This is a genomic window from Alcaligenes sp. SDU_A2, assembly GCF_038237375.1.
Lineage (GTDB): Bacteria > Pseudomonadota > Gammaproteobacteria > Burkholderiales > Burkholderiaceae_B > Alcaligenes.
Window position 1 is genome coordinate 3,217,406 of the sequence record NZ_CP151273.1, and the last position, 24,864, is coordinate 3,242,269.

A 24,864-nucleotide genomic window follows, 5' to 3' on the forward strand; every position below is an offset into this window, starting at 1 on the left:
CGTTGTTTACTGGTCTACAACCAGACGCACGCTGATTGAGCGGCTGGCTTCGTGGCGGTTCAGTTGCAACAGGCGCGGCCCGCGCTCGTCGTAGCGCGACAAACCCACGCGCCAGCCTGCTTGCTCAAAACTGCTCAGGTGCTCTTGATCGTCACGCTTTTGCGCACGTACCGGTGCCGCGCCCGTGCGGCCATGCAGCCAATCGCGCAGACCGGCCACCGGCACGGGGCTACCCAGTACTTTTTCCACTAATTCGTCGGGGTGGCTGGCCGCTTCCTGACTGCCGTCCGTTCGTTCCAGCATGGCCCGACCCGGCACCACCCAGACACGGGCCAAGGTATTACCTAAAGGGTTGGTCAGGTCCAGCATCAAGCGCTGCCCATCGTCACGCCAGGCAAAACCGCCTTGCACGGCCTCCACCTGCCCGTTGTCGTGCGTTACGCTCAAAGCAAAACGGCCGGCCCGCGACAAGGCAGTATCGCGCTGGGCCTGCTCGGTCTGCGCGGGCGCATCGATTTTCTGGGGAGTAGCGCAAGCCGCCAGCAACCCCGTCAAGGCCAAAGCCCCCAGACCGGCCCAGCGGCGCAACAAAGAACAAGACATCACGGCAAAACGACTCCGAGGCGTTTGATGGTTTCCAGAAGGGTACGGTTATGCTCATCTTTGGCCAGGCCGGCACGAAACACCAGCATGGCGTCATTGCGACGTCCTTTGGCCCAAAGCACCTCGCCCAGATGGGCGGCTACGTCTGCTTCCGGCAGTTTTTCGTAGGAACGCTGCAAATACTCCAGCGCCGCCTGCAAGTCGCCAATACGGAACAAGTACCAACCCACACTATCCAATATGTAAGGATTGTCCGGCTCCAGCTCCATGGCGCGCTCCAGCAGATCCTGGGCCTCTTCCAGGTTGCGATTCTGATCGGCGTAGGTATAGCCCAGCGCGTTGTAGGCATTGGCATTGTCGGGGCGCAGTTCGATCACGCGCCGCATCAGCGTCTCGAACTGCTCGGTCTTGGCGCGCTGCTCGTACAGCATGGCCAGGTTGTATTTGATCTCGGCACTGTCAGGCAATTCCCGATCGGCGCGCTCCAGGGTTTCCAGGGCCTGATCGGTGCGACCACTATCCTGATAAATGGAGGAGTAGGTCAAGGCCACCACCACCTGATCGTTGCGGTCGCGAGGGCGCGATGTATCCAGCGTGCGGCGGGCCAAGGGCAGATTACCCTGACGGGCCTGCAGCACCGCTTTATGGATCTGGGCCTGAAACCGCAACGCCGGCTCCTCGATCAGATCCAATTGGCGAATGGCTTCGTTCAGATCATTCTGCGCTTCGGCAATCTGCACCAGCGACAGACGGGCCTCGGAAATACTGGCCAAGGCCGTGCTGGCATCGTCGCGCAAGGACTGGCGGCGTTGCTGCTGAACATTGATATATTCTTCGAGCAGGCGACGCGCCTGATCGTAGTGCTTGGCGCGAATATGGATTTCGGCCTGCGTATACAACAGGTCGAAGTCTTCGGGTGCGGCACGTTGCAAGGCAGTGACCAGCGCCAGCGCTTCATCGAACTGCTGTCGCTCGACCAACCTGTTAGCCAGCAATAGTTGCAGCTTGCGGCTGTCGGGGTTTTCGCGCACAAAGCGACGGGCCGCCTCCAGGGCAGCCGAGGGATTGATCTTGATGCCGTACTCCAGCACGCGCTGGGCTGCGGCTTCCGATTGCGGGTCCAGACGTAAGGCTTCGCGGGCTTCGCGCTCGGCGCGCACAGGGTCTTCGGCATTCCAGGCCGTATCGGCCAGGGCAAGGCGCGCCAGGGGCGTGGAACGCACGGGTTCCTTCAAGGCCTTGTCCAGCACCTCCAGCGCCAGTCGCCTATCAACCATTTTGCCCACGATGCTCATGGCCTGGACGATGGCCTGGTCTTTGTCTTGCGCCCGGGATATGCGCAGCCACAAGGCATCAGCCAAGCCTTCGGTTTGACCGCTAGAGGCTTCCAGCGCCAGAGCGGTGGCTTTGGCCTCGGGGTCGTTGGGGGCCAGCAGCACCCATTCCTTGGCGGCGCGCAAGGCGCGCGACAGATTGCGATCAGCCATGGAATACTGGAAAGCACTCTGGGCAAAACGGGGATCGCTGGTATCGCGCGCCAGGCCCAGGAAGGTCTGGCTGGCTACATCGTACTCGCCGCGCGATGCGGCCACTTCGCCCACCAGCACCCGATAAAGAATATCGGATGTCAGGCCGACCAGCGGCAACTGCCCGCTACGCAGACGAATCGTATCGGCAGGCGGCTCCGCCTTGATAATAGGAAGTGAATTCTGCGCTTGCGCCGAAACCGCTGCAAGCAACGACGTCAGGCCCAACAATAGTGTTAAGGTCAGAGCATTCATCCAGAAAAACCCGCGCCGTTGCACGCGTGAAAAGACGCTCGATGGCACAATAAAGGAATCAGATTTGTTGATGGTATCACCCCCCCATGCCTGAACTGCCAGAAGTTGAAACAACTCGTCGCGGAATTGCGACGGTCATCAACGGAAAAATAGTCCGACAATTCCTGATCCACGAGCCCCGCCTGCGCTGGCCTGTTCCCGGCCAGTTGCCGCTCTGGATACAAGGCCAGATCGTGCTGGGCTGCGAGCGCCGTGGGAAATACCTGTTGTTGCATTTCGAGCAAGGCACCCAAATCATCCACCTGGGCATGTCCGGGTCCTTGCGTCGCGTGGCCCTGGACGAGCCCCGCCGCAAGCACGACCATGCGGAATGGCTATTTGATGATGCACGCTTTCTGCTGCACGACCCACGCCGCTTTGGTGCCATATTATGGCACGCCCCCAGCAGCGGCCCACTGGAAAACCATCCGCTGATTCGCACTTTAGGGATAGAGCCGTTCGATCCCTTGTTCACTCCTTTGTATCTGCATCGCCATCTGCAAGGACGGCGCATCGCCATCAAGCAGGCGTTGCTGGGCGGAAAAATCGTGGTGGGCGTGGGCAATATTTATGCATCCGAATCTCTTTTTCTGGCCGGCATCCACCCCGAAATGCCAGCCGGTGACCTATCCCTGCATCGCTGCGAAAAGCTGCATGCCGCCATCCTGAGCACCTTACAGGCTGCACTGGACTCGGGTGGCAGCACGCTGCGCGATTATGTAAACGCCAGCGGTGCCCCTGGTGCCTACTTCGATATCCATGCCAATGTCTACGAACGCGCGGGCCGCCCTTGCCCGCGTTGCGGGCAGGCCATCAAGCGTATCGTCCAAGGCCAACGCGCAACATATTACTGTTCGCGCTGCCAACGCCGCTAAGCACGCGGCGCGCCATTGCCCCCTGCCCTCCCCATGTTATGCCGGCCGCCTCGCCAGGCATGGCTGTGCGCGTTTCAGTGAAACGCCGTCCTGTTTGCGGACACTCAGGTATTCACCTATATCGAATTGATTAGCCATAAACTAATCTATGGACATCCCCTTCTTTACTGTGGAGTCCGTTTCATGAGCAAGTCCTTTGCCTCGCACAACGACCTGGAAGACAAAGTCGTTTCTTTCGAAAAACTGTCCGACAATGCCTACGCCTACACGGCCGAAGGCGACCCAAACACCGGCATCATCATCGGCGACGAAGCCATCATGGTGATCGACACGCAGGCCACGCCGGTCATGGCAGAAGATGTTATCCGCCGCATACGCGAAGTCAGCGACAAGCCCATCCGCTACATTCTGCTGTCCCACTACCACGCCGTGCGCGTGCTGGGCGCATCGGCCTATAACGCCCAGGAAATCCTGGCCAGCCGCGACACCTACGACTTGATCGTCGAACGCGGCGAGCAAGACAAAGCCAGCGAGATCGGCCGCTTCCCACGCCTGTTCCGCAATGTCGAGTCCATTCCGCCCGGCCTGACCTGGCCCACCATGACCTTCCAGGGACACATGACGGTGGATCTGGGCAATCTGGAAGTACACCTGATGCAGGTGGGCCGCGGCCACACCAAAGGCGACACCATTGCCTGGCTGCCCGAACAGCGCATTCTGTTCGCCGGCGACCTGGTGGAGTATCAATCCACCCCCTATGCAGGCGACTGCTATTACCGCGAATGGCCACGCACGCTGGATCGTCTGGCCGAATTCAAGGCCGAGAAAATGGTGCCCGGTCGCGGCCCCGCCCTGAAAAATGCCACCGAAGTGCGTCAGGCCCTGGCCGGTACCCGTGCCTTCCTGACCGATCTGTATTCCTGCGTGTACCAAGGAGTCACGGCCGGCAAGGATCTCAAGACCATCTACCGCGAAACGTACGACTTCATGAAGCCACGCTATGCCGATTGGGTCATCTTCGACCACTGCATGCCGTTTGATGTGGCGCGCGCCTACGACGAGGTAAACGGCTACGACGATCCCCAGATCTGGACCGCCGAGCGCGATCTGGAAATGTGGAAACAACTCGAAGGCCAATAAGGCAGCGCACCAGGGAGAACGGACATGGGAGACATCAACTACCAAACCCTGGAACTGGCGCAGGCAGCGCGGCCCGACACACATACACGACACGAGATCGTAGTGGTCGGTGCCGGCCCGGTGGGACTGACTCTGGCGCTGGACCTGGCCGCCAAAGGCCGCCGCGTCCTGATCCTGGACGAAGACACCGGACTGTCAAAGGGTTCGCGCGCCATCTGCTTTGCCAAGCGCACGCTGGATATCTGGGACCGGCTGGGCGTGGGCCAGCGCATGATGGACAAAGGCGTATCCTGGAACGTGGGCAAGGTCTTTTTCCGCGACCAGGAAGTCTGGAGCTTTAATCTGCGCCCCGAGGAAGGTCACCAACGACCGGCTTTCATCAATCTGCAGCAATACTATTGCGAAGGCTATCTGTATGAAGCCGTGCGCGATCACCCCTTGATCGAGCTGCGCTCGGGCCACAAGGTGGCCAGTCTGCGCAATGCCCCCGACAGCGTGCAGCTGAATGTGCAAACCAGTCAGGGCGACTACACCCTGGAGGCCGGCTGGCTGCTGGCGTGCGATGGCTCCCGCTCCAGCATACGGCGCGAACTGGGGCAGGCCAGCAGCGGTCGTATCTTCAAGGACCGCTTCCTGATCGCCGATGTGCGCATGCAGGCCGATTTTCCGGCCGAACGCTGGTTCTGGTTCGACCCGCCCTTTCATCCGAATCAATCTGTACTGCTGCACAGTCAGCCGGACAATGTCTGGCGCATCGACTTTCAACTGGGTTGGGATGCCGATCCGGTGGAAGCGGTCAAACCGGAAAACGTCCTGCCGCGCATCCGCGCGCTGCTGGGGGCCGACACGCCCTTCGAGCTGGAATGGGTCAGCATCTACACCTTTGCCTGCGAACGCATGGAGCACTTTCGCCACGGCCGCGTCCTGTTCGCCGGTGATTCGGCCCATCGGGTCTCGCCTTTTGGTGCCCGAGGTGCCAATAGCGGAGTACAAGATGCCGACAATCTGGCCTGGAAGCTGGATCTGGTGCTCCGGGCCAAGGCCCCGGAGAGCCTGCTGGACAGCTACGCACAAGAACGTGAGCCGGCCGCCGACGAGAACCTGCGTCACTCCAGCCGATCGACGGACTTCATTACCCCAAAAAGCGAGATCAGCCGACTGTTCCGCGACGCCGTGCTGATTCTGGCACGCCGCCATGCCTTTGCTCGTAACCTGGTCAACAGCGGCCGCCTTTCTCTGCCCAGCGCCTATCTGGACAGCACGCTGAATACGCCCGACCAGGACGCCTTCGCGCCCCATGCCCCCGCGCCAGGCACATGCGTAGCCGACGCCCCCATACAGAGACAAGGCCGCGATACGTGGTGGCTGCCACAACTGGGGCCGGCGTTCACGCTGGTGGAGTTTGCCTGCGAGCCGCAAAGCACAGACCCAAAGCTGACCGAATTGGTCGAACAGGGCCTGCTGACCCGCTTGCGCATATGGCCGGCAGGAACCAGTCAGGAGCAAGCCGGCATCGATCCCGTGGACACACAGGATCTGCTGCGGCAGCGCTATGACGCCACCCCCGGCAGCGCCTACCTGATCCGCCCCGACCAGCACCTGTGTGCCCGCTGGCGCACGCTGGACGGTAATGCCGTCCAGCAGGCCCTGCACCGTGCCTGCGGCCATCCCCTGGAGACTGCACAATGCCTGCACTAAACACCACTCGCCCTATGGACAGAGCCGACGATTTTTATGAGCTGCTGATCAACGCCCATCAGGGACTGAGCACCGCCCAAAGCCATGCGATGAATGCATCTCTAGTCCTATTGCTGTGCAATCATATTGATTCGCTGGAGATTGTCGCCCAAGCCCTGGAAGCAGCGCGACAAGCCAGCCAGGAACAAACCGCCTGAACCACGGAGACTTTGCAATGAACTCCTTGAACTACCAGATCGGATTTGGCAATGCCTTTGCCACCGAAGCCTTGCCCGGCGCACTGCCGCTGGGGCGCAATTCGCCCCAGCGCTGCCCCTACGGCCTGTATGCCGAACAACTGTCAGGCACGGCCTTCACCGCCCCGCGCGCGGAAAACCGCCGCTCTTGGCTGTACCGCATCCGCCCCAGTGCCCAGCAAGGCCCCTTTACTGCCTTTGGTGGTGCCCCCCACTGGACCGAGGACTTCGGCCAAGGTCCGGCCAACCCCAACCGGCTGCGCTGGAACCCCATGCCGCTGCCGGCCACACCCACGGATTTTTTGGCCGGCGTTCATACCTGGGCAGGCAATGGCAGCAGCGGCGAACAAAGCGGCATAGGCATACAGTTGTACGCCATCAACCAGTCGATGGGACGGCGCGTGTTCTACAACGCGGATGCGGAAATGCTGTTCGTGCCTGAACAAGGCCGTCTGCGCCTGGTCAGCGAGCTGGGCATCATGGACATAGAGCCGTGCGAGATTGCCGTCATGCCGCGTGGGGTACGTTTCAAGGTCGAACTGCTGGACGATGCCGCGCGCGGCTATCTGCTGGAGAACTTCGGTGCCCCCCTGCGCCTGCCCGAACTCGGCCCGATTGGCTCGAACGGGCTGGCCAATGCGCGCGATTTCAAAACACCGGTTGCCTGGTACGAAGACCTGAGCGAACCGCACGAACTGGTGGCCAAGTTCACGGGCGGCTTCTGGGTGGCCCAACTGGCCCATTCGCCGCTGGATGTCGTGGCCTGGCACGGCACACATGCCCCTTACAAATATGATCTGCGTGACTTCAACGTCATCGGCTCGATCAGCTACGACCACCCCGATCCGTGCATTTTCACCGTGCTGACCTCGCCCTCGGACACGCCCGGCACCGCCAATCTGGACTTCGCCATTTTCCCGCCCCGCATTCTGGCCATGGAAAACACCTTCCGTCCGCCCTGGTTCCATCGCAATTTCGCCAGCGAGTTCATGGGTCTTATCCAAGGGGTGTACGATGCCAAGGCCGACGGCTTTGCACCGGGAGGCTCCAGCCTGCACAATTGCATGAGTCCACACGGACCCGATGCCGGCACCTTCGACAAAGCCAGCCAGGCGGACCTGAGCCAGGCCGACTATCTGCGCAACACCATGGCATTCATGTTCGAGACGCGCAAAGTCATCCGGCCTACTCGCCAGGCGCTCGACAGCAACGGGCTGCAGGCCAACTACGACGCCGTCTGGGACGGACTGGAAAAACACTTTTCTACGGAACACAAGGCATGACAAGCACTTTCCTGAATGACACCCACGACCCGGCGCTACAAAGCTGGGTGCCAGGCGCCAACGAGGCGGACAACGGCTTTCCTATCCAGAATCTGCCCTTTGCCGTGGCGCGCCGCCGGGATAGTCAGGAAGACTTCCGCGTCATGGTCGGCATAGGCCCTTACGCGCTGGACCTGGGCCTGCTGGCCTGCGAAACCCCTTGGCACGGCAAGGCAGCGCACGCCCTGGCGGCCTGCGCCCATCCGGCCCTTAACCCCTTGATGGCACTGGGTCAGGACTACTGGAGCGCGCTGCGCGCCGCCTTGTCGCAAGACCTGCGCAGCGGCTCGTCCGCCGAGTCGCGCCTGCGTGCACTGCTGATCGAACGCGATCATCTGGAATATGCACTGCCCATGCAGATCGGCGACTACACCGATTTCTACATTTCCATTCACCACGCCACCGCTGTGGGCAAGCAGTTCCGCCCTGATGCGCCCTTGCTGCCCAACTACAAATGGGTTCCCATCGGCTATCATGGCCGCGCTTCCAGCATAGGCGTGTCGGGCCAGCAATTCCCTCGCCCACTGGGCCAGACCCGCCCGCCCGAAGGCCAGGATCAACCCGGCTTCGGACCTTGCCAGCGCCTGGACTTCGAGCTGGAAATGGGGATTGTCATCGGCCAGGGCAATCCTGCCGGTCACCGTATCCCCATCGGCCAGGCCCAGCAGCATGTATTTGGCCTGTGCTTATTGAACGATTGGTCGGCACGCGACCTGCAGGCCTGGGAGTACCAACCACTGGGCCCCTTTCTGGCCAAGAACTTTGCATCCACGATTTCGCCCTGGATCGTCACCCTGGAAGCGCTGGCCCCCTTCCGACGCGGGTTCAGCCGCCCGGAAACCGATCCACAGCCGCTGCCTTATTTGCAGGACGCAGACAATCAACAAAGCGGGGTGCTGGATGTGGAACTGGAGGTCTACCTGAGCACGGAGCAATCGCGCCACCAGGGACAGCCTGCCGCTCTGCTCTCGCGCAGCAACTTCAAGGAAGCATACTGGACGGTTTCTCAACTGGTGGCCCACCATACCGTCAATGGCTGCAATCTGCAGACCGGCGACCTGCTGGGTACTGGCACGCTGTCTGGCCCCGGCAAAGGCCAGGAAGGGTCGCTGCTGGAAATGAACCAAGGCGGCAAGAACCCGATCGAGCTACCCTGGGGAGAACAACGCACTTTCCTGCTGGATCAGGACGAAATCATCCTGAAGGCACGGTGCCGTAAAGAAGGCTACCCCACACTGTCGTTCGGTGAATGCGCAGGACGGGTGCTGCCCGCCCTGGTTTAAAGAAAAACGCCCCACAGGCCGTCTACGGGCTGTGGGGCGCTAAAGCCACGGGACATCAGCCCTTAATAAATCAGACTCCTGCGACGCGCCCAGCCATGCAGGACAGAAAACAAGACACAGCCATACAGCCCCAACAGGGCGGCCGATGCCAGTACCTGGCTCAAAAAATGGTAGCCCTGCATAACGCGCAGCAAACCAAAACCTAAACCCGCGCACAGCCCCAGCACCAGCCCTGTCCAGGCCAGTGCCTTGCGGCCCAACAGAACACCCACGAAAAACAGCGCCAATAGCGCATAGCCAGATGCCGCATGGGCGCTGGGCAAGGCATTGCCCGCCTCCGCCAGCGAATGCGCCCAAAAATCGGCCGGCATGGCCATAGGCCCATTGAACTGATCCAGAACCAAGGGGCGCGGCATGGCGGTCAGGTGCTTGAACACACCGGCTAACAAGGGGCCGCTTCCCATGAACAGCGCCGCCCCCGACCATGCCAGACGCCGCTGCGAATGCGCTGGTTGACGCCAGGCCACCAAAACCAGCAGCGCCGCCCCGCCAAAAGGCACAAACCAGACCAGCCTGCGCCCAAAAAAATCAATCGCAGGCTGATGCTGCCAGGGGAACGTCTGCGCCTGCGCATCATAGAAATACTGGCTCAAGGCCAGATCCGGACCGGACCCCATCAAGAAGCCCGCCGCCACGGCCAGGGCCGCAAACAACGCGACACTCCAACGCATAGAAGAACAAAACGGCATATACGGCCCCTGCCCTGTCAATCCGGCAGAACCTTGCCTGGGTTCATGATGCCCAGCGGGTCCAGCGCCGATTTGATGCGCTGCATCAAGGCCAATTCCACCGGATCTTTGTAACGCGGCAGCAGATTGCGCTTGAGCTGACCGACGCCGTGTTCTGCGCTGATGGAACCCTGGAAACGGTGGACACTGTCGTGTACCAAAGCATAAATCTCGTCCTGGCGTTGCAACAGTTCTTGTTCGGTAAACGCCGTGCCACGCGCCACGTTGTAGTGCAGATTGCCATCGCCCAGATGGCCAAAAGTTACGTTCTCGATGCCCGGAAACGCGGCCTGCAACTGGGCATCGGTTTCGTTGACGAACTGCGCCATCAGCGACACCGGAATGGACACATCGTGTTTAATGCTTTTGCCATAAGCTTTTTCGGCCAGCGGGATGCTTTCGCGTAAGTGCCACAGCGCCTTGCTCTGCGCCAGACTCTCGGCAATGACCGCATCCTGAACCAGCCCTTGTTCCAGCGCCTGGCCGATCACGCTCTCGAAGCGCTCTCGGGCATGTTCCAGGCTTTCGCTATCCGACAGTTCCAGCAAGGCATACCACGCCGCCTGGGCCGATTCGCCCTGGAACGGCATGCGCTGTTCGGGATAGCAGGTAACCACGGCCTGCAGGCAATTTCCCGCAATCAGCTCAAAACCGGTCAGCGAGGCAGCCAGACCGCTGCGTGCCAAGGACAGCACCTTGACGGAATCTTCAATGGACTCCAGCGCCAGCAACGCCGTGCATCCAGCCACGGGAACCGGATACAGCTTGATGGTAGCCGCCGTGATGATGCCCAGCGTGCCTTCGCTACCGATGAACAAATTACGCAAATCGTAGCCGGTATTGTCTTTGCGCAGGCCATGCAGGCCATGCAATATATCGCCCTGCGCCGTCACCACTTCCAGGCCCAAGGCCAGATCGCGGGCATTGCCGTAACGCAGCACCTGTGTGCCGCCGGCATTGGTGGCCAGGTTGCCGCCCAAGGTGCAACTGCCTTCGGCCGCCAGGCTCAAGGGGAACAGGCGATCGTGCTCGCGCGCTGCCTGCTGCACGTTCTGCAAAATACAACCGGCCTCGACCACCATCGTGTCGTTGTCCGTATCCACGCTGCGAATCGTGTTCAGGCGCTCCAGCGACAAGACCAGTGCCGTGCCGCTGGCATCCGGCGTCGCCCCACCACACAGGCCGGTGTTGCCACCCTGCGGAACCACAGGCACCCCATGCTGCGCGCACAAGCGCACGACCAGCGCGACTTCTTCGGTGTTGCCCGGTCGCGCCACCGCCAGCGCCGCGCCTTTGTAGCGTCCGCGCCAGTCTTCCAGATACTGCTGCATGGCCGGGCCGGTCAGCACATGCCGCTCGCCTATACCACTCTGGAGTTCCTGTAGAAATGTCATGACCTTGACCATCCTGAAAAAAACGGAAATTCGCGCCGCAGCGCAGCGTCGGAGCCACTTATGGTAACTCACGGCAGCGGCGGCATTCAGGCTAAACTGTCTTTCTTTCTCTTTCACCGAGTCTTTACCGTGAACCTGAACCCTGCCCTGCCCGACGCCGTTTTCAAAGCCTACGACATTCGCGGCACTGTGCCCGAGCAGCTTAACCCCGAATTTGCGCACCTGCTGGGCCTGGCCCTGGCCGCCAGCGCTCGCGAACAAGGTGTCAGCACTCTGGTGGTGGGTTACGACGGTCGCCACAGCAGCCCTGCCTTGTCGGCAGCCCTGCAAGATGGCATCCAGGCAGGCGGCGTCAATACGGTGGACCTGGGCATGGTGCCCACGCCGGTGGTGTACTTTGCCGCCAATGTCCTGAACACAGGGTCCGGGGTGGCGATTACCGGCAGCCACAACCCGCCCAACTACAACGGCTTCAAGATGATGATGGCAGGCAAGACCCTGCACGGAGCCGACATCCAGGCACTGAAACAACGCATCCAAGCCGGCGTGCAGGCTGCCGCCCAAGCAGGAACACAGGAAAAGCGCGACCTGCTGGACCAGTACGTCGCCACCATTGCCGAGCGCGTCAAGCTGGCACGCCCCATGAAAATCGCCCTGGACTGCGGCAATGGCGTAGGCGGCGTGGTCGCCGAGCGCCTGTTCAAGGCCCTGGGCTGCGATGTGGATGTCCTGTTCGGCGATGTGAACGGCGACTTCCCCAACCACCATCCCGATCCGGCCGAACCTCACAATCTGCAAGACCTGATCCGTCATGTGCAAAGTACGGACTGCGAGGTCGGCCTGGCGTTTGACGGCGACGCCGACCGCCTGGGCGTGGTCACGCGCTCGGGTCAGATCATCTGGCCAGACCGCCAACTTATTCTCTACGCACGCGATATTCTGCAGCGCGAACCCGGTGCCACCATTATTTTCGACGTCAAGTGCAGCCGCCATGTGGCGCTGGAAATCGCCAAGGCCGGCGGCCAGCCACTGATGTGGCAAACAGGTCACTCGCTGATCAAAGCGAAACTGGCCGAAACCGGTGCCCCACTGGCCGGCGAAATGAGCGGCCATGTGTTTTTCAAAGAACGCTGGTACGGTTTTGACGATGGCCTGCACACAGGCGTGCGTCTGCTGGAAATCCTGTCGCGCAGCGACAACCCATCGGCAGAACTGGAAGCGCTACCCCAGGACCAGTCCACACCGGAATTGAAACTGCCCTTGGCCGAAGGCGAACCCCACACCCTGATCGCGCGCCTGCAGCAAGAAGGCCGCTTCCCCACGGCGCAAAGCCTGAACACCATAGACGGCGTACGCGCCGAATACGCCGACGGCTTCGGACTGGCCCGTGCGTCCAATACCACGCCCGTCATCGTGCTGCGCTTTGAAGCGCAATCTCAAGAAGCCTTGCAGCGCATCCAAAACGAATTCCGCGCTGCCCTGCTGGCCCTCAAACCAGACGCCGCGCTGCCGTTCTAGATGTCTATCCCCGCTTGCGCGGGGAACACTGGTTAGCGCGGGACGAGGCGAAGACTCGTTGCGGTTCATCCCCGCTTGCGCGGGGAACACTCATGCGCTCTTTCTCGCCATCGATCTGTAACTGGTTCATCCCCGCTTGCGCGGGGAACACTAGGCGCAGTCGGTTCGCGGGTAGCTGGTTAACGGTTCATCCCCGCTTGCGCGGGGAACACAGTGTTGCCGATAATCAGGCTCTGGTTTGTGGCGGTTCATCCCCGCTTGCGCGGGGAACACGCCTAAGCGACGTGATCGAGATCGACGGCCTACGGTTCATCCCCGCTTGCGCGGGGAACACCCTACTAGACCGCCCTACGGTATACGTAAGCGCGGTTCATCCCCGCTTGCGCGGGGAACACGTTGACAAACGGCGGCAGACCGCCCTCCCAATCGGTTCATCCCCGCTTGCGCGGGGAACACTTGTTGATCCGCTGGGAGCAATAGGTATTCGGCGGTTCATCCCCGCTTGCGCGGGGAACACTCTAAATCTAAGCCATTGTTTTTAAAAAATAAAACAAAACAATAAAAATCCACCGAAAAAAACGGCGTTTCAACACCCTCTCATCAGCGCTGCTGAACTGAGCTGCAAACTATGCATTCAAGGGACTCAGTTGCTGATACAAGTCCAGATGGGCTTCGGTGATACGCTGAATATCGAAAGCTTGTTCGGCCAAGCGTCGGCCTTGCGCGCCCATGGCGCGACGACGCGCGGGATCGTCGGCCAGTTCCTGCACAGCCCGGGCCAAGGCCTGGGCATCGCGCACCGGAACCAGCAGGCCGGTCACGCCCGGTTCGATGGCATCGCGGCAGCCGGGTACATCGGTGGTGACCACTGCGCGCCCGCAGGCCGCTGCCTCGACCAGTGATTTGGGCAGACCTTCCCGATACGAAGGCAACACGGCAATATGCGATTGCGCATACAACTGGGCCACGTCACGCCGTTCGCCCAGGCATTGCACGCCCCCCTCCTGTCGCCAGTTTTCCCATTCTTGCTGTGAAATACTGGCCGGATTGCCAGGGTCCGGACTGCCGGCCAGTACCCACTGAACCTGACTGCCTTGACGGGCACTGATGCGGGCCGCTTCGACAAACTCGCGCACCCCCTTGTCAGCCAGCAAGCGGGCCACCATAAACGCCACGGGCGGGCCGTCCGGCTCGGCTTGATCACGAAACTGATCCAGATCGACGCCCGAACCGCGAATCATGACGCATTGCCCTGACCGAACCACGCCGGCGTGCAACAAGACATCCCGATCGTTACTATTCTGAAAAATAACTCTGCTGTGGGCATGTCCGAGCGCCAGGCGATACAACTGCACCGCTATCCAGCGTATCGGATCGACTCCTTTGTCGCGTCCGGTAAACACATAACCCAGACCGGAGATCGCCGCCAAAAAGCCAGGCACGCCCGCCAGCCGTGCCGCGATACCGCCGTATAACACGGGCTTGATGGTGACGGCATGCACCACATCGGGGCGTTCGCTGCGAAACAGACGCCACAGCGCCCACACCGTGCGCGCTTCCTGAACCGGGTTGGTGCCGCTGCGCGTCATAGGTAAAGCATGATGGATCAGCCCATGCTGCTCGATGATGCCAACCGCCTCGCCATCCATCGTGGCCACATGCACCTGGTAGCCCTCGCGCTGCGCCGCCAGCGCCAAAGGCAAGCGATGCGACAGGAAAAATGCCGGGTTGTTGACCACGAACATCAGCTTTCGCGGGGCTTGCTCAGCCCCGCGGGCAAGCGCAGAGTCGGACACTGTGCGCGTACGACGCGGTCGTTTACGCTTGGGTGGATGGGCCGCCGCCAGCTCGGTCCAAGCCTGGGTGTAGTTATTGACCATGCCCTGCAGGGAAAACAGTCGGGCCACGCGTTCGCGTGCATGTTCGTGCCGCGCCTGCCAGGATGGCGAACCCAGTTCATCTACCGCACTATTAATGGCACCAGACAAAGCCTCGGCATGCCGGGGGGGCACGACCCAACCCTCGTTACCCACGATCAAAGCGGCATCGCCGACGTCGGTCACTACATTGGACACGCCCGCTGCCATCGCTTCGCACACGACGTTCGGAAAACCTTCCGCGGAGCTGGACAGAACGTGGACATCCAACGCGTTCATCAGACGTGGCACATCGCTGCGCCGACCCATCAAAATAACGGACTCGTGCAACTGATGCTGATCCAGCAAGCGCATCAAAGCCTCGTTACCGCTATCCATGCCATCGCCGATCAGCAAACAGCGCAATCCGGGATGACGACGCAAACTACGTGCCAAAGCGGCCAGCAGATTGGGATGATCTTTTAGCGGATTCCAGCGCGCCACGCTACCGATCACCGGGGTATCCAAAGCCAAGCCCAATTCGCTGCGCACCTGTTCACGCGCTTGCGCGTCCGGATGCCAGCGGCTTAAATCATAGCCATTGGGGATGACTTTCATGATGTCGGCGCGATAACCCCATTGTTTATGACGCCGCGCCGCATTTTCTGCGCAGGAAACAATCAGATTCGGGATAATGCGCGAAACCCGCGCACACAGCCAGGCTACCAGCCGCGCTTTGGGGCTGCCCTGGTACAGGTTGGCCCCCGAATTGCGTATCCCCCAAGACACCGCCGGTAACTGCGCGATACGGGCCGCCGCGCCACCGACCAGATCCGAGTGATACATCCATGTCTGGACAACATCGGGCTGCATATCGTCCAGCAACTTCACCAGGGCACGCAGGCCCTTAAGAAACCGCCAAGGCGATTTCATATGCAGACAATGCAACTCGATGCCGGCTTGCCGCAACTGAGGGCCAAATACATCCTCGCCCCCCAGGGACACCACGATATGCTCGGTGTCCTGACCGGGCGCGGTCGCCAGCCGAAACAGCACGGTTTCGGCACCGCCCTGCCCCAACCCGGAAATAATATGCACGACGCGCAATGGCGCTGATGCCGCAGACGGCAATCCATTCATGCTTGTGCTCCCTGTTGCTGGCCGCCCCGGGCGGCCGTGAAAACCTCGTCCCACGCCTGCAGGACCTGCGCCAGTTGGTAACGCTGGCGTACTGCCGCCGCCGCCCGGCGGCCCAGCACGCCGCGAAATACGCCATCGCCCATCAGCTCGGAGAGGGCCGCCGTCAGAGCACCTTCGTCTCCGACCGGCACCAACATCGCATCGCGGCCATCGGCGGTGATCTCGCGCGGGCCGCTGGGACAATCCACAGTGACGGCCGGCAAGCCCATTGCCATCGCTTCCAGCAGTACGTTGGGGAAACCTTCCACTTCCGAGGTCATGGCAAACGCATGCGCACGCGCCATCTCGGCCCAAGGCTCGGATGTCTTGCCGGGCAGACGGATGCGTTCGCCCATGCCCAACAAAGCCACCTGCTGCATCAACGCGGCACGTTGCGGACCGTCGCCGCGAATGACCAGAGTCCACTCCGGATACGACGCCGCCAAATTGGCAAAAACGCGGATCAGCACATCGAAACGCTTGGAGGGCACCATGCGCCCCATCGCCAACAAAGTGCAGTGGCGGTTTTCTTCGACGCGCACCAGACGCTCCACGGTATCGAGCGCCTGCGGCAAGGGATTGGACACCACCGCCACTTGCTTCATGCCAGGCACCATGGCCTGAAATGCCGCGATGCTGGCTTGTGTCTGAACAGTCACAACCTGCGCTTTGGGATACAAGCGGCGACGCATGGCCTGCAAGACCTTGCCGGCACTGCTGCTGAACGCTGGATTGGTGCGCTCGCCCACCACAATGGGCACGCCCATGTCGGCCAAGCCCAACAACACATTGACGTTGACGTTGGTCAGAAAAGACACAATGACATCGGGCTGCTTTTCGCGCACCAGCTTGCGCATTGCAGCCAGCTTGGCCAAAGGCTTGGGCAGCCAACTGCCGCGCATGCGGTGCGCCAACCAGACCACCTCGACCTTGGAGTCGATCTCGTAAAAAGCCGTGCCGCCGCCACTGAACGTCGGCACGAGCGTGACCTGATCGCCACGCAACCCCCAGGCATTAGCCAGCGTCGAGGCGACGCGCTCAGCCCCGCCGGCATTCAGGGAACTGACGAAAAACAGAATTTTCACCGGGCCTCCGTGGGTCCATACAAGGGGGCAAACACGCAAAACGCCATTCTAAGACCGCCGTAAGCACTGTTCCAACAATTGCTGCCACAATGCCAGCACGCGCGCGGATGAAAAACGATCGCGCACATCGATGGCGCGCCGCGCCAGACGCTGGCGCTTGTCGGGATTGGCCATGAGATCGGACAGGTGAGCGGCCAAGGCCTCGACATCGGACACCGGCTGCACCAGCACCCCGTCGATATTGGCGCGGATGATCTCGCGCGGGCCGGTGTCGCAATCGTAGGCTACTGCGGTCAGGCCGCTGGCCATGGCTTCCAGCAGACTGTTGGACAAGCCCTCCATGCGCGAACTGAGCACGTACAGATCCGACTGGCCGTACCAATCGGCCATATTGCCGACCCGCCCAGGCATCTGTATGCGCTCCTGCAAGTTCAGGTCGGCAATGCGCTCCTGCAAGGCCTCGCGCTGCTCGCCTTCGCCCAGAATAACCAGATCCCAATTGGGAAAATAGCTGGAGAGCATGGCAAATGCATCAATCAAAGAATCAAATCCTTTGACCGGATGCAGACGCCCTACGGCCAGCAAACGCCTGCGCCCATCCAAAGCAGGCACAGGCACGACCGGTTCACCGTTTTCCATGGGCCAACGCACCGCATTCGGAATGACCTGCACCTGACTGCCAGGCACATGTTCGCGCAGCCAGTCGGCCGTGCCGGCCGTCAGCGCCACTACCGCCTGGGCCTGCGGGTAGGTGCGCACGCGCGCCTTTTGCCAGAAAGAAGAAATCGACTGGGACGGCGGATGGGTGTGTTCAGTAGCAATGACTTTGCAAGGCAAGCCTTTGGCCGCCGAGACCGCCAGCACCGATGAGGTGGTCATCATGCCCAGCAACACATCGGGTTTGTGGCGGCGCAACAAGGCGCGCAGGCGGCGCACACGCCGCCAATTGTTCCATAAAGCCTGCCACCGCCCCCGGCTGGCACCGGCCGTGCCCAGCACATGACGCTCCACCCCGCTGGCCAGCGCGTAGACATCTTTATTCTCGCCGGCTTGGGTCACGAGCGATACCCGATAACCGCGTGCCACCCAGGCAGCGCTCAAGTCGGCCGCAACGCGTTCCGCCCCCCCACCACCCAAGGAGTGGATCAGCAACATGATGTGCGGCCGGGTTCCTGATTGACTGTGCACGTTTTCCTATTCCTGCCGCTCGGGTGCCACGGCACCGGCCGGCTTCAAAGCCAAAATAAAATAACAGGCGAAAGAGGCCGCGTACATCAGGCTGGTTGCCAACATGATGCCTGCCGGGCCCATACGGGCCGCCAGCACCGGATTCAAGGCCGCCTTCACCATAAAGTTGACCACGGCAATCGCTGCCATGGATGTGTAACGATTCTGACTGGCCAGCAACTGGACCAGAATCAGGACACCAAAATAGAAAGGCAGTTGCACTAAACCCCAGCGCATGACATGGGCTACGGCGGCGGTATTGTCCGCCGTGAACGCGCCGCGCTCGTACAACAGGGCCACGCCCCAAGGAGCCAGCACAATCCCTAGGGCAGCGGCCGCCGCGCCGCCCAGCAGCATCAGCACTGACCATTTCAGGGCCATGGAACGCGCCCGCTTCTGGTCGCCCCGGCTCTGGATATCTGCCAGCACCGGCAAGGCCGCACGGCCTACCGACGCCGCCCCCACGCCCAGCAACAAAGAAATCAGACGGCTGGCATACCCCAGCGTGGCATTGGCATTGGCTCCCAGATTGGCCGCCGTATACTGGTCGATAGGTCCGACAAAACTCATGGCCACTTGCCCGACCAGCATAATGGACGCTGCCTTGAGCAGATTGGGCCACTGTTCCGAACGCAAGCTAGGCGTGGGCCGCGCCCAGACCTGATCGGCGCGCGAGGCCAGCGCCAACAACCAGACCGCCTGGATAATCAGGCCCAGCAGTGTGCCCCATAACAGCGGACCAATGCCTGGATCGGCACCGGCGGCCAGCACCAGCACCAGGATGACAAAGGCCGGGACGCTGTCCAGCAAGGTATTGATGTGCCGTTCGTGAGCCCGCAGACGCGCCGCGCTCAGTCCTATCATCAAGGTCAGCACGGCGGCAGGCGCAAAAGCGAACAACAACTCCTGGCTCATCAGCCGGGCTTGTGCCGTCAGCCCCTTGCCCGCCCAATCCAACACCCAAGGCCAGGCCACCCATAACAGCGCACCCAGGACGCAGCCCAAGACCATGCACCAAGCCTTGATTTCGCCCAGAAAACGACGCCGTGCCTGCGGCTCCAGCTTGCGCAGGCGCACCAGCACGGGAATCAAGACCACAGACATGGAGCCCACCAGCGTCAACGGCAGCCAATTGGCCATGACCATGGTGAACTGATAGGCATCGACCGCGTCGCTGACACCGTAGCGGTAGGCCACGGCCATTTCCTTGAGCGCGCCCGCTGCCTTGCCCAGCAGCAGAAAAAACGCCACCCGCATCGCACCCACGGCGATGCGGCGGTGGTCGGCATGCAAGCCGGACAGGCGTTTTTTCAAACTGCTGCGGTTCACCTCAGAAACGCCACATACCAAGGCATGGCGACCTCCAGACCTTGCTGGATGGTGTGGCTGGGCTCGTACCCCAGGTGTTCGCGGGCCTTGGAAATATCGGCCTGCGAATGACGCACATCGCCGGCACGGAAATCCGCATGCACCGGCGCGCGGGTATAGGACACGCCATTGGCCGCCAGGGCCGTTTGCAGATACTCAAACAACTGGTTCAGGCTGGTGCGCGCATTCACGGCCACGTTGTAGACCTCGGCGATGCCCGGCGACTGATCCTGAGCGGCCTGCTCATTGTGCTGCTCGACCTTCAGGGCGGCCAGAATGTTCATCTGCACCACATTGTCGATAAAGCAGAAGTCCCGGCTGGTCTCGCCGTCGCCGTTGATCTGCAAGGTCTGGTCCTGGATCATGGCCGACACCCACTTGGGGATGACGGCAGCGTAGGCACCGTTAGGGTCCTGACGCTTACCGAATACATTGAAGTAGCGCAGACCCACGCTGGAAAAACCATAGGCGCGGGCGAACACATCGGCATACAGTTCGTTGACGAACTTGGTGACGGCATACGGCGACAAGGGCCGCCCGATGCGATCTTCGACCTTGGGCAGGCCGGGGTGATCGCCATAGGTCGAGCTGGATGCCGCATAGACAAAGGCCCGGACCTTGGCATCGCGGGCGGCAACCATCATGTTCAGACTGCCGCTCACGTTGACCTCGTTAGAGGTCAGCGGATCGTTCAACGAGCGTGGCACCGAGCCCAGCGCCGCCTGATGCAACACGTAGTCCACACCCTGGACAGCCTGACGGCAGTCATCGAGGTTGCGGATGTCGCCTTCAATAAAGCGGAAGCGGGCCCAGCGCTGCGCACCCACCTGCTCGCGCACTTCATCCAGATTGTATTGGTGGCCTGTGGCAAAGTTGTCCAGACCGACAACCTGCTGATCCAGCATCAGCAGGGTTTCCAATAGATTCGAGCCGATAAAGCCCGCGCAGCCGGTCACCAGCCAGGTTCCAGGCTGATCGCGCAACTGCTGCTTGGCCTGTTTAAATGCAGAACTCATGGTGGTATCCATTAAAGGCGCAGATCCGACTCGTTGCGGTCGAACACGTATTTCAGGTCATACAGCACATGTTCGGGCTTGCCCCACCGGCGCACGCCTTGCACGCCCAGCTCCTTGAACTGATGGTGCGCCACCGCCACGACAATACCGTCATAGGCACCGGCCTGCGGGTCCTGGACGGGCGTCAGACCATATTCATGCTCGGCTTCCGCGGGGTCTACCCACGGATCGTAAACATCCACATGCACATCGTATTGCTTGAGCTCGTGAACGATATCCACGATGCGGGTATTACGCAGATCGGGGCAGTTTTCCTTGAAAGCCAGACCCAGCAACAGCACGCGCGCGCCTTGCACCTGGATACGGCGCTTGGTCATGGCCTTGACCAGTTGGGAGGCCACATAAGCCCCCATCGAGTCGTTCAGACGGCGGCCAGCCAAAATGATTTCGGGGTGATAGCCGATGGCCTGCGCCTTGTGCGTCAGGTAATACGGGTCCACACCGATACAGTGCCCGCCCACCAGACCGGGACGGAATGGCAGGAAGTTCCATTTGGTGCCGGCTGCTTGCAATACATCCAGCGTGTCGATGCCCATGCGATTGAAAATCAGGGCCAGTTCGTTGATCAAAGCGATATTGACGTCGCGCTGGGTATTCTCGATGACCTTGGCGGCCTCGGCCACACGGATGGAGCTGGCCTTGAAGGTCCCCACCACGATGATTTCGCCATACAAGGCATCGACCAGATCAGCCACCTCGGGCGTGGAACCGGACGTTACTTTTTTAATGGTGGAGACGCGATGCTCCTTGTCGCCCGGATTGATGCGCTCGGGACTGTAGCCGGCGTAGAAATCTTCGTTGTAGCGCAGACCCGACACCTGTTCCAGCACGGGCACGCACACTTCTTCGGTCGCGCCGGGGTAGACCGTGGATTCGTAAATAACGATATCGCCACGCTTGAGCACCTTGCCTATGGTCTCGGAAGCACGCACCAGCGGGGTCAGATCGGGTTGCTTGAATTCATCGATGGGCGTGGGCACGGTCACGATGAACACATTGGCCTGGGCCAGTTCATCGGCATCGCAAGAATAGCTCAGGCCCGTAGCCTGGGCCAGTTCTTCGCTGCTGACTTCCAGCGTACGGTCCACGCCGTCTTTCAGTTCGGCCACACGGCGGGCGTTGATGTCAAAACCGATGACGGAACGCTTCTTGCCGAACTCGACCGCCAGAGGCAAACCGACATATCCGAGGCCGACCACGGCCAGTTTCACATTCTCAAGTTGCAACTTCATTCTCCAATAGGCGGGATGCGCAAGGAAATTTTGACGAAGGCCGGAAGATCAGTCCCGGTCGGCTCGCCGGCGAACCGAAGGCAGCAGCAGCCAGGAAGGCCGCCGCCACGATACCAGGCGGGCATACAGCCAGATATAGACCAGGGAAAAGGCCAGCATGCTGGCGCACAAAGCCCAGGTATTGTCCCACCAGATAGTGGCAGGAACCAGACCGATCAGAGCCAGCACCCACAGGTAAGGCGAGGTCATGGCATTACAAAACGCTGGCAAGGCCCCTTCGCTGTCGCGGCTGAACGTGGCGCGCACCAGGCGGCGAAATACCAATTGGTGCAGATGCAGTGCGTCGGGCTGGTCCACCGGCACGCCGCGCTTGAAACGACGGCGCCAGATCGAAAACATGGTCTCGAACACCGGGTAGAACAAAACGGCAAGGGCATAAAATGGCGAAACGCTGGGATTGCGCACCACCAGTTGCACCGCCAGTTCGGCCAGCATGAACCCCAGGAAGTACGCACCGCCATCGCCCAGAAACACCCGTCCGAACGGGAAGTTCCAGACCAGAAAGCCCAGCGTGGCCGAGGCCAGCGACGCGGCAATCAGAAAAATAGGATAGTCCTGCACCTGCAGCGCCACCAGCGCCAGGGACATCGCCATCAGGGTGGCGATCATGCCAGCCAAACCGTTCATGCCATCGATGATGTTCAGGGCATGCGTGCAGCCCCCCACGGCAATCATGGTGAACAGCAGTGAAATCGGCCAGAAACCCAGTACCCAGTCGGCCCAGCTGACTCCCACCCGCGACACCCCGCCCAGCAGCCACCAGGCGATGGCCGCCGACAGAAAAGCGGCCAGCAGACGTTTGAGCGAACCGACATCCTTAGTGATGTCCTCGACCAGGCCGGCCACAAATACCGGCATGGCCGCCAAAAACAGCACCGGCCACAGCCAGGTCAGGGTCATATTGCTGGGGCCAAGCACTAACAGACCAGCCAGACTGCCTGCCACGACTGCCAGGCCCCCAACGCGGGGCGTGGCGCGGGAATGAGACGCCTGAGGCTTGCTAAGGTCGCTATCGCCGGTCAGTCTGCCGTGCCAGCGCTCGGAGGCCACGATAAGCCCGCCGACCATAAACGCCACGACACAGATATACAACCAGGTAAACGACTCCCCCATCTGAGGTAAGGACACTGCGAAACACCCTGAAGGTTAGCACTGCATTATTATCAACCTGCCACCCCGGCTCTGTCCGTGACCAGTCGCATTAAATGCAACAAAATCTATGTAGATGCGGAGGCAGGCGCGCGCGTCACAACGACGCTTGACGACAGCCCGCTAATTTGCACTAGCGCAAGGCCGAAATCAAGCGTTTTGCGGGGTTCAGGAGCCGACCTGCACCAGTTCGCCGGTAGGAGCCAGTTCATTGCCACATTCCGTCAACAAACGACGCAGCCAACGGTGGCTGGGCGAATGCCGATTGCGCTCGTGCCAGAGCTGGTAAAAGCGCATGGGAGGGAACTGCACCGGAGCCTCCAGGATGGCCAAGGGCAACAGCTTGCAATAAAACTCGGCAAAGTGGCGCGCCGTGGTAAAAACCAGATCCGTATTTTGTAACAGGTACGGCGCGGCGGAAAAGGACTGCACAATGACACTTTCGTCGCGCTGTATGCGCAGCCCGGACAAGGTCGTGTCGATGACGCCGCGCTGATTGATCGAATACGGCATGGGCACAACATGGCGCGCGCGCAGGTAGTCGTCCAGAGTCAGCCCTTTACGGGCCAGTGGGTGCGTGGCTGCAACCAGGCAGACAATCTGGTCTTCCAACAATACCGACAGGTGCATGCGATCGGGCGGCTCGGGCCAGTTGCCGATGACTACATCCAGATCGCCTTCGGCCAGGGATCGCTCGAAATCGAAGTTGGCATCCAGCGCATGCAAGTTCAAACGGGCCTCGGGCGCTTCGCGTCGCATACGCTCGACCACACTGCCGATGAACATAGGGGCCAGGTAATCGGGCGCGCCGATATGAAACTCGCTACGGCTGACCTGCGGATCGAAAGTCCCGGGCGCATTGACCATGCAATCGATCTCGGCCAGGGCTCCTTTGGCATGCGCGAGCAAGGCAATAGCCCGTTCGGTGGGCACCATGCCGCCTTTTTCCCGCACCAGCAAAGGATCGCCAATAATATCGCGCAAGCGCCGCAGCGCAGCGCTGATGGCAGGCTGCGACTGATTCATCTTGAAGGCGGTGCGCGAGACGCTGCGCTCGGTCACCAACAAGCAAAATACCCTGAGCAGGTACGTATCGAGCGGGTTATCCCCACGTCGGGCTGCCATCCGGACTTCTCCTTCTTACACAGTGTTCCGCCATGATATTGACACACACGCGGAATACGCCATGGCATATATCATTTATAAGGCTAATTCTATTTTATTTATGATTAGAAATCTTAAACTGCTTGAAGATAAAAAGATCAGAGGCTGGGGACACCCTACTTCATAGGCGCCAAGCAGCCGCTGGGGCGTGCGCTGCATGGCCTTTATATATTGACGCAACCGGCCTTGTTTTTGATGCGCACGCAGGCGTTCTGGCTAACCACATATAAATCCCAAGAAAACCGGACTGAACCATGACCCAAACCCTTACTTCCGACACCGCTCTGGCCGAACTGTCTAAGCTGGAGCAAGCCCAGTTCGTGGACAGGCTGGAAGGCATTTTCGAGCATTCACCCTGGGTGGCGGAGCGTACCTGGAGCCAGCGCCCCTTTAACAGCGTGGACGAGCTACATGCGGCGATGGTGCAAGTTGTGAACCAAGCCTCGCACGATGAAAAGAAAGACCTGATCTGTGCCCACCCGGAGCTGGCCGGCAAAGAAGCCGAGGAAGGCACGCTGACGACCGCCTCCACCGGCGAGCAGCGCGGTGCCGGCCTGGACCAGTGTTCCGCGCAGGAACTGTCTCGTCTGCGTGGCCTGAACGCCGGCTACCGCGAACGCTTCGGCTTTCCGTTCGTAATCGCCGTCAAAGGCTTGACCCGCCACCAGATCATGGACACGGTGGATGCCCGATTGAACAACGATACAGAAACAGAGTTCGAGACCTGCCTGCGCGAAATCGGCAAGATCGCCCGTTTCCGTCTGGATGCCCTGCTGGGCTGATCCACGCAC

General features: G+C 60.8%; 20 protein-coding genes, 1 pseudogene and 1 CRISPR repeat array. Of the genes and pseudogenes, 8 read left to right on the forward strand and 13 right to left on the reverse strand.

The window, feature by feature from the left end; all coding sequences use genetic code 11:
- Positions 1-6 precede the first annotated feature (6 nt).
- Together AADW57_RS14880 and AADW57_RS14885 are read right to left on the reverse strand one after the other, a co-directional pair.
- The gene (locus AADW57_RS14880) at positions 7-603 is read right to left on the reverse strand and encodes an outer membrane lipoprotein LolB (RefSeq protein ID WP_341667670.1); all 597 of its coding nucleotides are present in this window, start codon (positions 601-603) and stop codon (positions 7-9) included.
- Complete coding sequence (locus AADW57_RS14885) at positions 603-2,384, reverse strand: tetratricopeptide repeat protein (protein ID WP_341667671.1); 1,782 nt, start codon at positions 2,382-2,384, stop codon at positions 603-605. The genes AADW57_RS14880 and AADW57_RS14885 overlap by 1 nt, the downstream gene beginning before the upstream one ends.
- 86 nt (positions 2,385-2,470) lie before the next feature.
- On the opposite strand from AADW57_RS14885, the gene mutM reads away from it, so the two are divergent.
- The 6 genes from mutM to fahA all read left to right on the forward strand — a co-directional run bounded on the left by mutM (position 2,471) and on the right by fahA (position 8,977).
- Positions 2,471-3,298, forward strand: coding sequence for a bifunctional DNA-formamidopyrimidine glycosylase/DNA-(apurinic or apyrimidinic site) lyase (gene mutM / locus AADW57_RS14890; RefSeq protein WP_341667672.1), 828 nt, complete (start codon positions 2,471-2,473; stop codon positions 3,296-3,298).
- A gap of 183 nt (positions 3,299-3,481) precedes the next feature.
- Positions 3,482-4,438, forward strand: coding sequence for an MBL fold metallo-hydrolase (locus tag AADW57_RS14895; RefSeq protein WP_341667673.1), 957 nt, complete (start codon positions 3,482-3,484; stop codon positions 4,436-4,438).
- 24 nt (positions 4,439-4,462) lie between these two features.
- Complete coding sequence (locus tag AADW57_RS14900) at positions 4,463-6,136, forward strand: FAD-dependent oxidoreductase (RefSeq protein WP_341667674.1); 1,674 nt, start codon at positions 4,463-4,465, stop codon at positions 6,134-6,136.
- Entirely contained in the window at positions 6,124-6,333 is a 210-nt protein-coding gene (locus AADW57_RS14905) for a DUF2783 domain-containing protein (RefSeq protein ID WP_341667675.1), read from the forward strand. The genes AADW57_RS14900 and AADW57_RS14905 overlap by 13 nt, the downstream gene beginning before the upstream one ends.
- A 17-nt stretch (positions 6,334-6,350) precedes the next feature.
- Entirely contained in the window at positions 6,351-7,655 is a 1,305-nt protein-coding gene (hmgA, locus tag AADW57_RS14910; RefSeq protein WP_341667676.1) for a homogentisate 1,2-dioxygenase, read from the forward strand.
- Positions 7,652-8,977 (forward strand): fumarylacetoacetase, encoded by a 1,326-nt coding sequence (gene fahA / locus AADW57_RS14915; RefSeq protein WP_341667677.1) that lies wholly within the window; start codon positions 7,652-7,654, stop codon positions 8,975-8,977. The genes hmgA and fahA overlap by 4 nt, the downstream gene beginning before the upstream one ends.
- A 62-nt stretch (positions 8,978-9,039) precedes the next feature.
- Here fahA and AADW57_RS14920 read toward each other — a convergent pair whose 3' ends face one another.
- Together AADW57_RS14920 and AADW57_RS14925 are read right to left on the reverse strand one after the other, a co-directional pair.
- Positions 9,040-9,708, reverse strand: a complete 669-nt coding sequence (locus AADW57_RS14920; RefSeq protein ID WP_341667678.1) for a phosphatase PAP2 family protein — start codon at positions 9,706-9,708, stop codon at positions 9,040-9,042.
- 35 nt (positions 9,709-9,743) lie between these two features.
- Positions 9,744-11,159, reverse strand: coding sequence for an FAD-binding oxidoreductase (locus tag AADW57_RS14925; RefSeq protein ID WP_341667679.1), 1,416 nt, complete (start codon positions 11,157-11,159; stop codon positions 9,744-9,746).
- Positions 11,160-11,288: 129 nt separating this feature from the next.
- On the opposite strand from AADW57_RS14925, the gene AADW57_RS14930 reads away from it, so the two are divergent.
- Positions 11,289-12,677 (forward strand): phosphomannomutase/phosphoglucomutase, encoded by a 1,389-nt coding sequence (locus AADW57_RS14930; protein WP_341669711.1) that lies wholly within the window; start codon positions 11,289-11,291, stop codon positions 12,675-12,677.
- A CRISPR array of direct repeats spans positions 12,678-13,194; the repeat unit is 29 nt; unit sequence CGGTTCATCCCCGCTTGCGCGGGGAACAC.
- A 109-nt stretch (positions 13,195-13,303) separates the two neighbouring features.
- Here the strand turns inward: AADW57_RS14930 and AADW57_RS14935 are convergent.
- The 9 genes and pseudogenes from AADW57_RS14935 to AADW57_RS14975 form a co-directional block, all read right to left on the reverse strand.
- Positions 13,304-14,422: a glycosyltransferase family 4 protein gene (locus tag AADW57_RS14935; RefSeq protein WP_341669712.1), complete on the reverse strand. Its 1,119-nt coding sequence runs from the start codon at positions 14,420-14,422 to the stop codon at positions 13,304-13,306.
- A 225-nt stretch (positions 14,423-14,647) separates the two neighbouring features.
- Positions 14,648-15,673: pseudogene (locus tag AADW57_RS14940) on the reverse strand (glycosyltransferase); the annotation flags it as partial.
- Positions 15,670-16,797 (reverse strand): glycosyltransferase family 4 protein, encoded by a 1,128-nt coding sequence (locus AADW57_RS14945; RefSeq protein WP_341667680.1) that lies wholly within the window; start codon positions 16,795-16,797, stop codon positions 15,670-15,672. The pseudogene AADW57_RS14940 and the gene AADW57_RS14945, both read right to left, overlap by 4 nt.
- A 48-nt stretch (positions 16,798-16,845) precedes the next feature.
- Entirely contained in the window at positions 16,846-17,952 is a 1,107-nt protein-coding gene (locus AADW57_RS14950) for a glycosyltransferase family 4 protein (RefSeq protein ID WP_341667681.1), read from the reverse strand.
- Between the two features lie 39 nt (positions 17,953-17,991).
- Complete coding sequence (murJ, locus tag AADW57_RS14955) at positions 17,992-19,281, reverse strand: murein biosynthesis integral membrane protein MurJ (RefSeq protein ID WP_341669713.1); 1,290 nt, start codon at positions 19,279-19,281, stop codon at positions 17,992-17,994.
- Between the two features lie 68 nt (positions 19,282-19,349).
- Entirely contained in the window at positions 19,350-20,408 is a 1,059-nt protein-coding gene (locus AADW57_RS14960) for an SDR family oxidoreductase (RefSeq protein WP_341667682.1), read from the reverse strand.
- 11 nt (positions 20,409-20,419) lie between these two features.
- Positions 20,420-21,700: a Vi polysaccharide biosynthesis UDP-N-acetylglucosamine C-6 dehydrogenase TviB gene (gene tviB, locus AADW57_RS14965; protein WP_445819153.1), complete on the reverse strand. Its 1,281-nt coding sequence runs from the start codon at positions 21,698-21,700 to the stop codon at positions 20,420-20,422.
- A 48-nt stretch (positions 21,701-21,748) separates the two neighbouring features.
- On the reverse strand, positions 21,749-22,873 hold the full coding sequence (locus AADW57_RS14970) for an MraY family glycosyltransferase (protein WP_341669715.1): 1,125 nt from the start codon (positions 22,871-22,873) through the stop codon (positions 21,749-21,751).
- Positions 22,874-23,077: 204 nt separating this feature from the next.
- Positions 23,078-24,034: a LysR family transcriptional regulator gene (locus AADW57_RS14975; protein WP_341667683.1), complete on the reverse strand. Its 957-nt coding sequence runs from the start codon at positions 24,032-24,034 to the stop codon at positions 23,078-23,080.
- 293 nt (positions 24,035-24,327) lie between these two features.
- On the opposite strand from AADW57_RS14975, the gene uraD reads away from it, so the two are divergent.
- The gene (gene uraD / locus AADW57_RS14980) at positions 24,328-24,855 is read left to right on the forward strand and encodes a 2-oxo-4-hydroxy-4-carboxy-5-ureidoimidazoline decarboxylase (protein WP_341667684.1); all 528 of its coding nucleotides are present in this window, start codon (positions 24,328-24,330) and stop codon (positions 24,853-24,855) included.
- Positions 24,856-24,864 lie beyond the last annotated feature (9 nt).

Coding starts and splice junctions, on each gene's coding strand:
- AADW57_RS14950 (WP_341667681.1), bottom strand. CDS start 17,952: ATGTTGCTGATCCACTCCTTGGGTGGTGGGGGGGCGGAACGCGTTGCG.
- AADW57_RS14935 (WP_341669712.1), bottom strand. CDS start 14,422: ATGTTCGTGGTCAACAACCCGGCATTTTTCCTGTCGCATCGCTTGCCT.
- fahA (WP_341667677.1), top strand. CDS start 7,652: ATGACAAGCACTTTCCTGAATGACACCCACGACCCGGCGCTACAAAGC.
- mutM (WP_341667672.1), top strand. CDS start 2,471: ATGCCTGAACTGCCAGAAGTTGAAACAACTCGTCGCGGAATTGCGACG.
- tviB (WP_445819153.1), bottom strand. CDS start 21,700: ATGAAGTTGCAACTTGAGAATGTGAAACTGGCCGTGGTCGGCCTCGGA.
- hmgA (WP_341667676.1), top strand. CDS start 6,351: ATGAACTCCTTGAACTACCAGATCGGATTTGGCAATGCCTTTGCCACC.
- AADW57_RS14970 (WP_341669715.1), bottom strand. CDS start 22,873: ATGGGGGAGTCGTTTACCTGGTTGTATATCTGTGTCGTGGCGTTTATG.
- AADW57_RS14900 (WP_341667674.1), top strand. CDS start 4,463: ATGGGAGACATCAACTACCAAACCCTGGAACTGGCGCAGGCAGCGCGG.
- AADW57_RS14895 (WP_341667673.1), top strand. CDS start 3,482: ATGAGCAAGTCCTTTGCCTCGCACAACGACCTGGAAGACAAAGTCGTT.
- AADW57_RS14905 (WP_341667675.1), top strand. CDS start 6,124: ATGCCTGCACTAAACACCACTCGCCCTATGGACAGAGCCGACGATTTT.
- murJ (WP_341669713.1), bottom strand. CDS start 19,281: ATGCGGGTGGCGTTTTTTCTGCTGCTGGGCAAGGCAGCGGGCGCGCTC.
- AADW57_RS14960 (WP_341667682.1), bottom strand. CDS start 20,408: ATGAGTTCTGCATTTAAACAGGCCAAGCAGCAGTTGCGCGATCAGCCT.
- AADW57_RS14975 (WP_341667683.1), bottom strand. CDS start 24,034: ATGGCAGCCCGACGTGGGGATAACCCGCTCGATACGTACCTGCTCAGG.
- AADW57_RS14925 (WP_341667679.1), bottom strand. CDS start 11,159: ATGACATTTCTACAGGAACTCCAGAGTGGTATAGGCGAGCGGCATGTG.
- AADW57_RS14885 (WP_341667671.1), bottom strand. CDS start 2,384: ATGAATGCTCTGACCTTAACACTATTGTTGGGCCTGACGTCGTTGCTT.
- AADW57_RS14880 (WP_341667670.1), bottom strand. CDS start 603: ATGTCTTGTTCTTTGTTGCGCCGCTGGGCCGGTCTGGGGGCTTTGGCC.
- uraD (WP_341667684.1), top strand. CDS start 24,328: ATGACCCAAACCCTTACTTCCGACACCGCTCTGGCCGAACTGTCTAAG.
- AADW57_RS14920 (WP_341667678.1), bottom strand. CDS start 9,708: ATGCGTTGGAGTGTCGCGTTGTTTGCGGCCCTGGCCGTGGCGGCGGGC.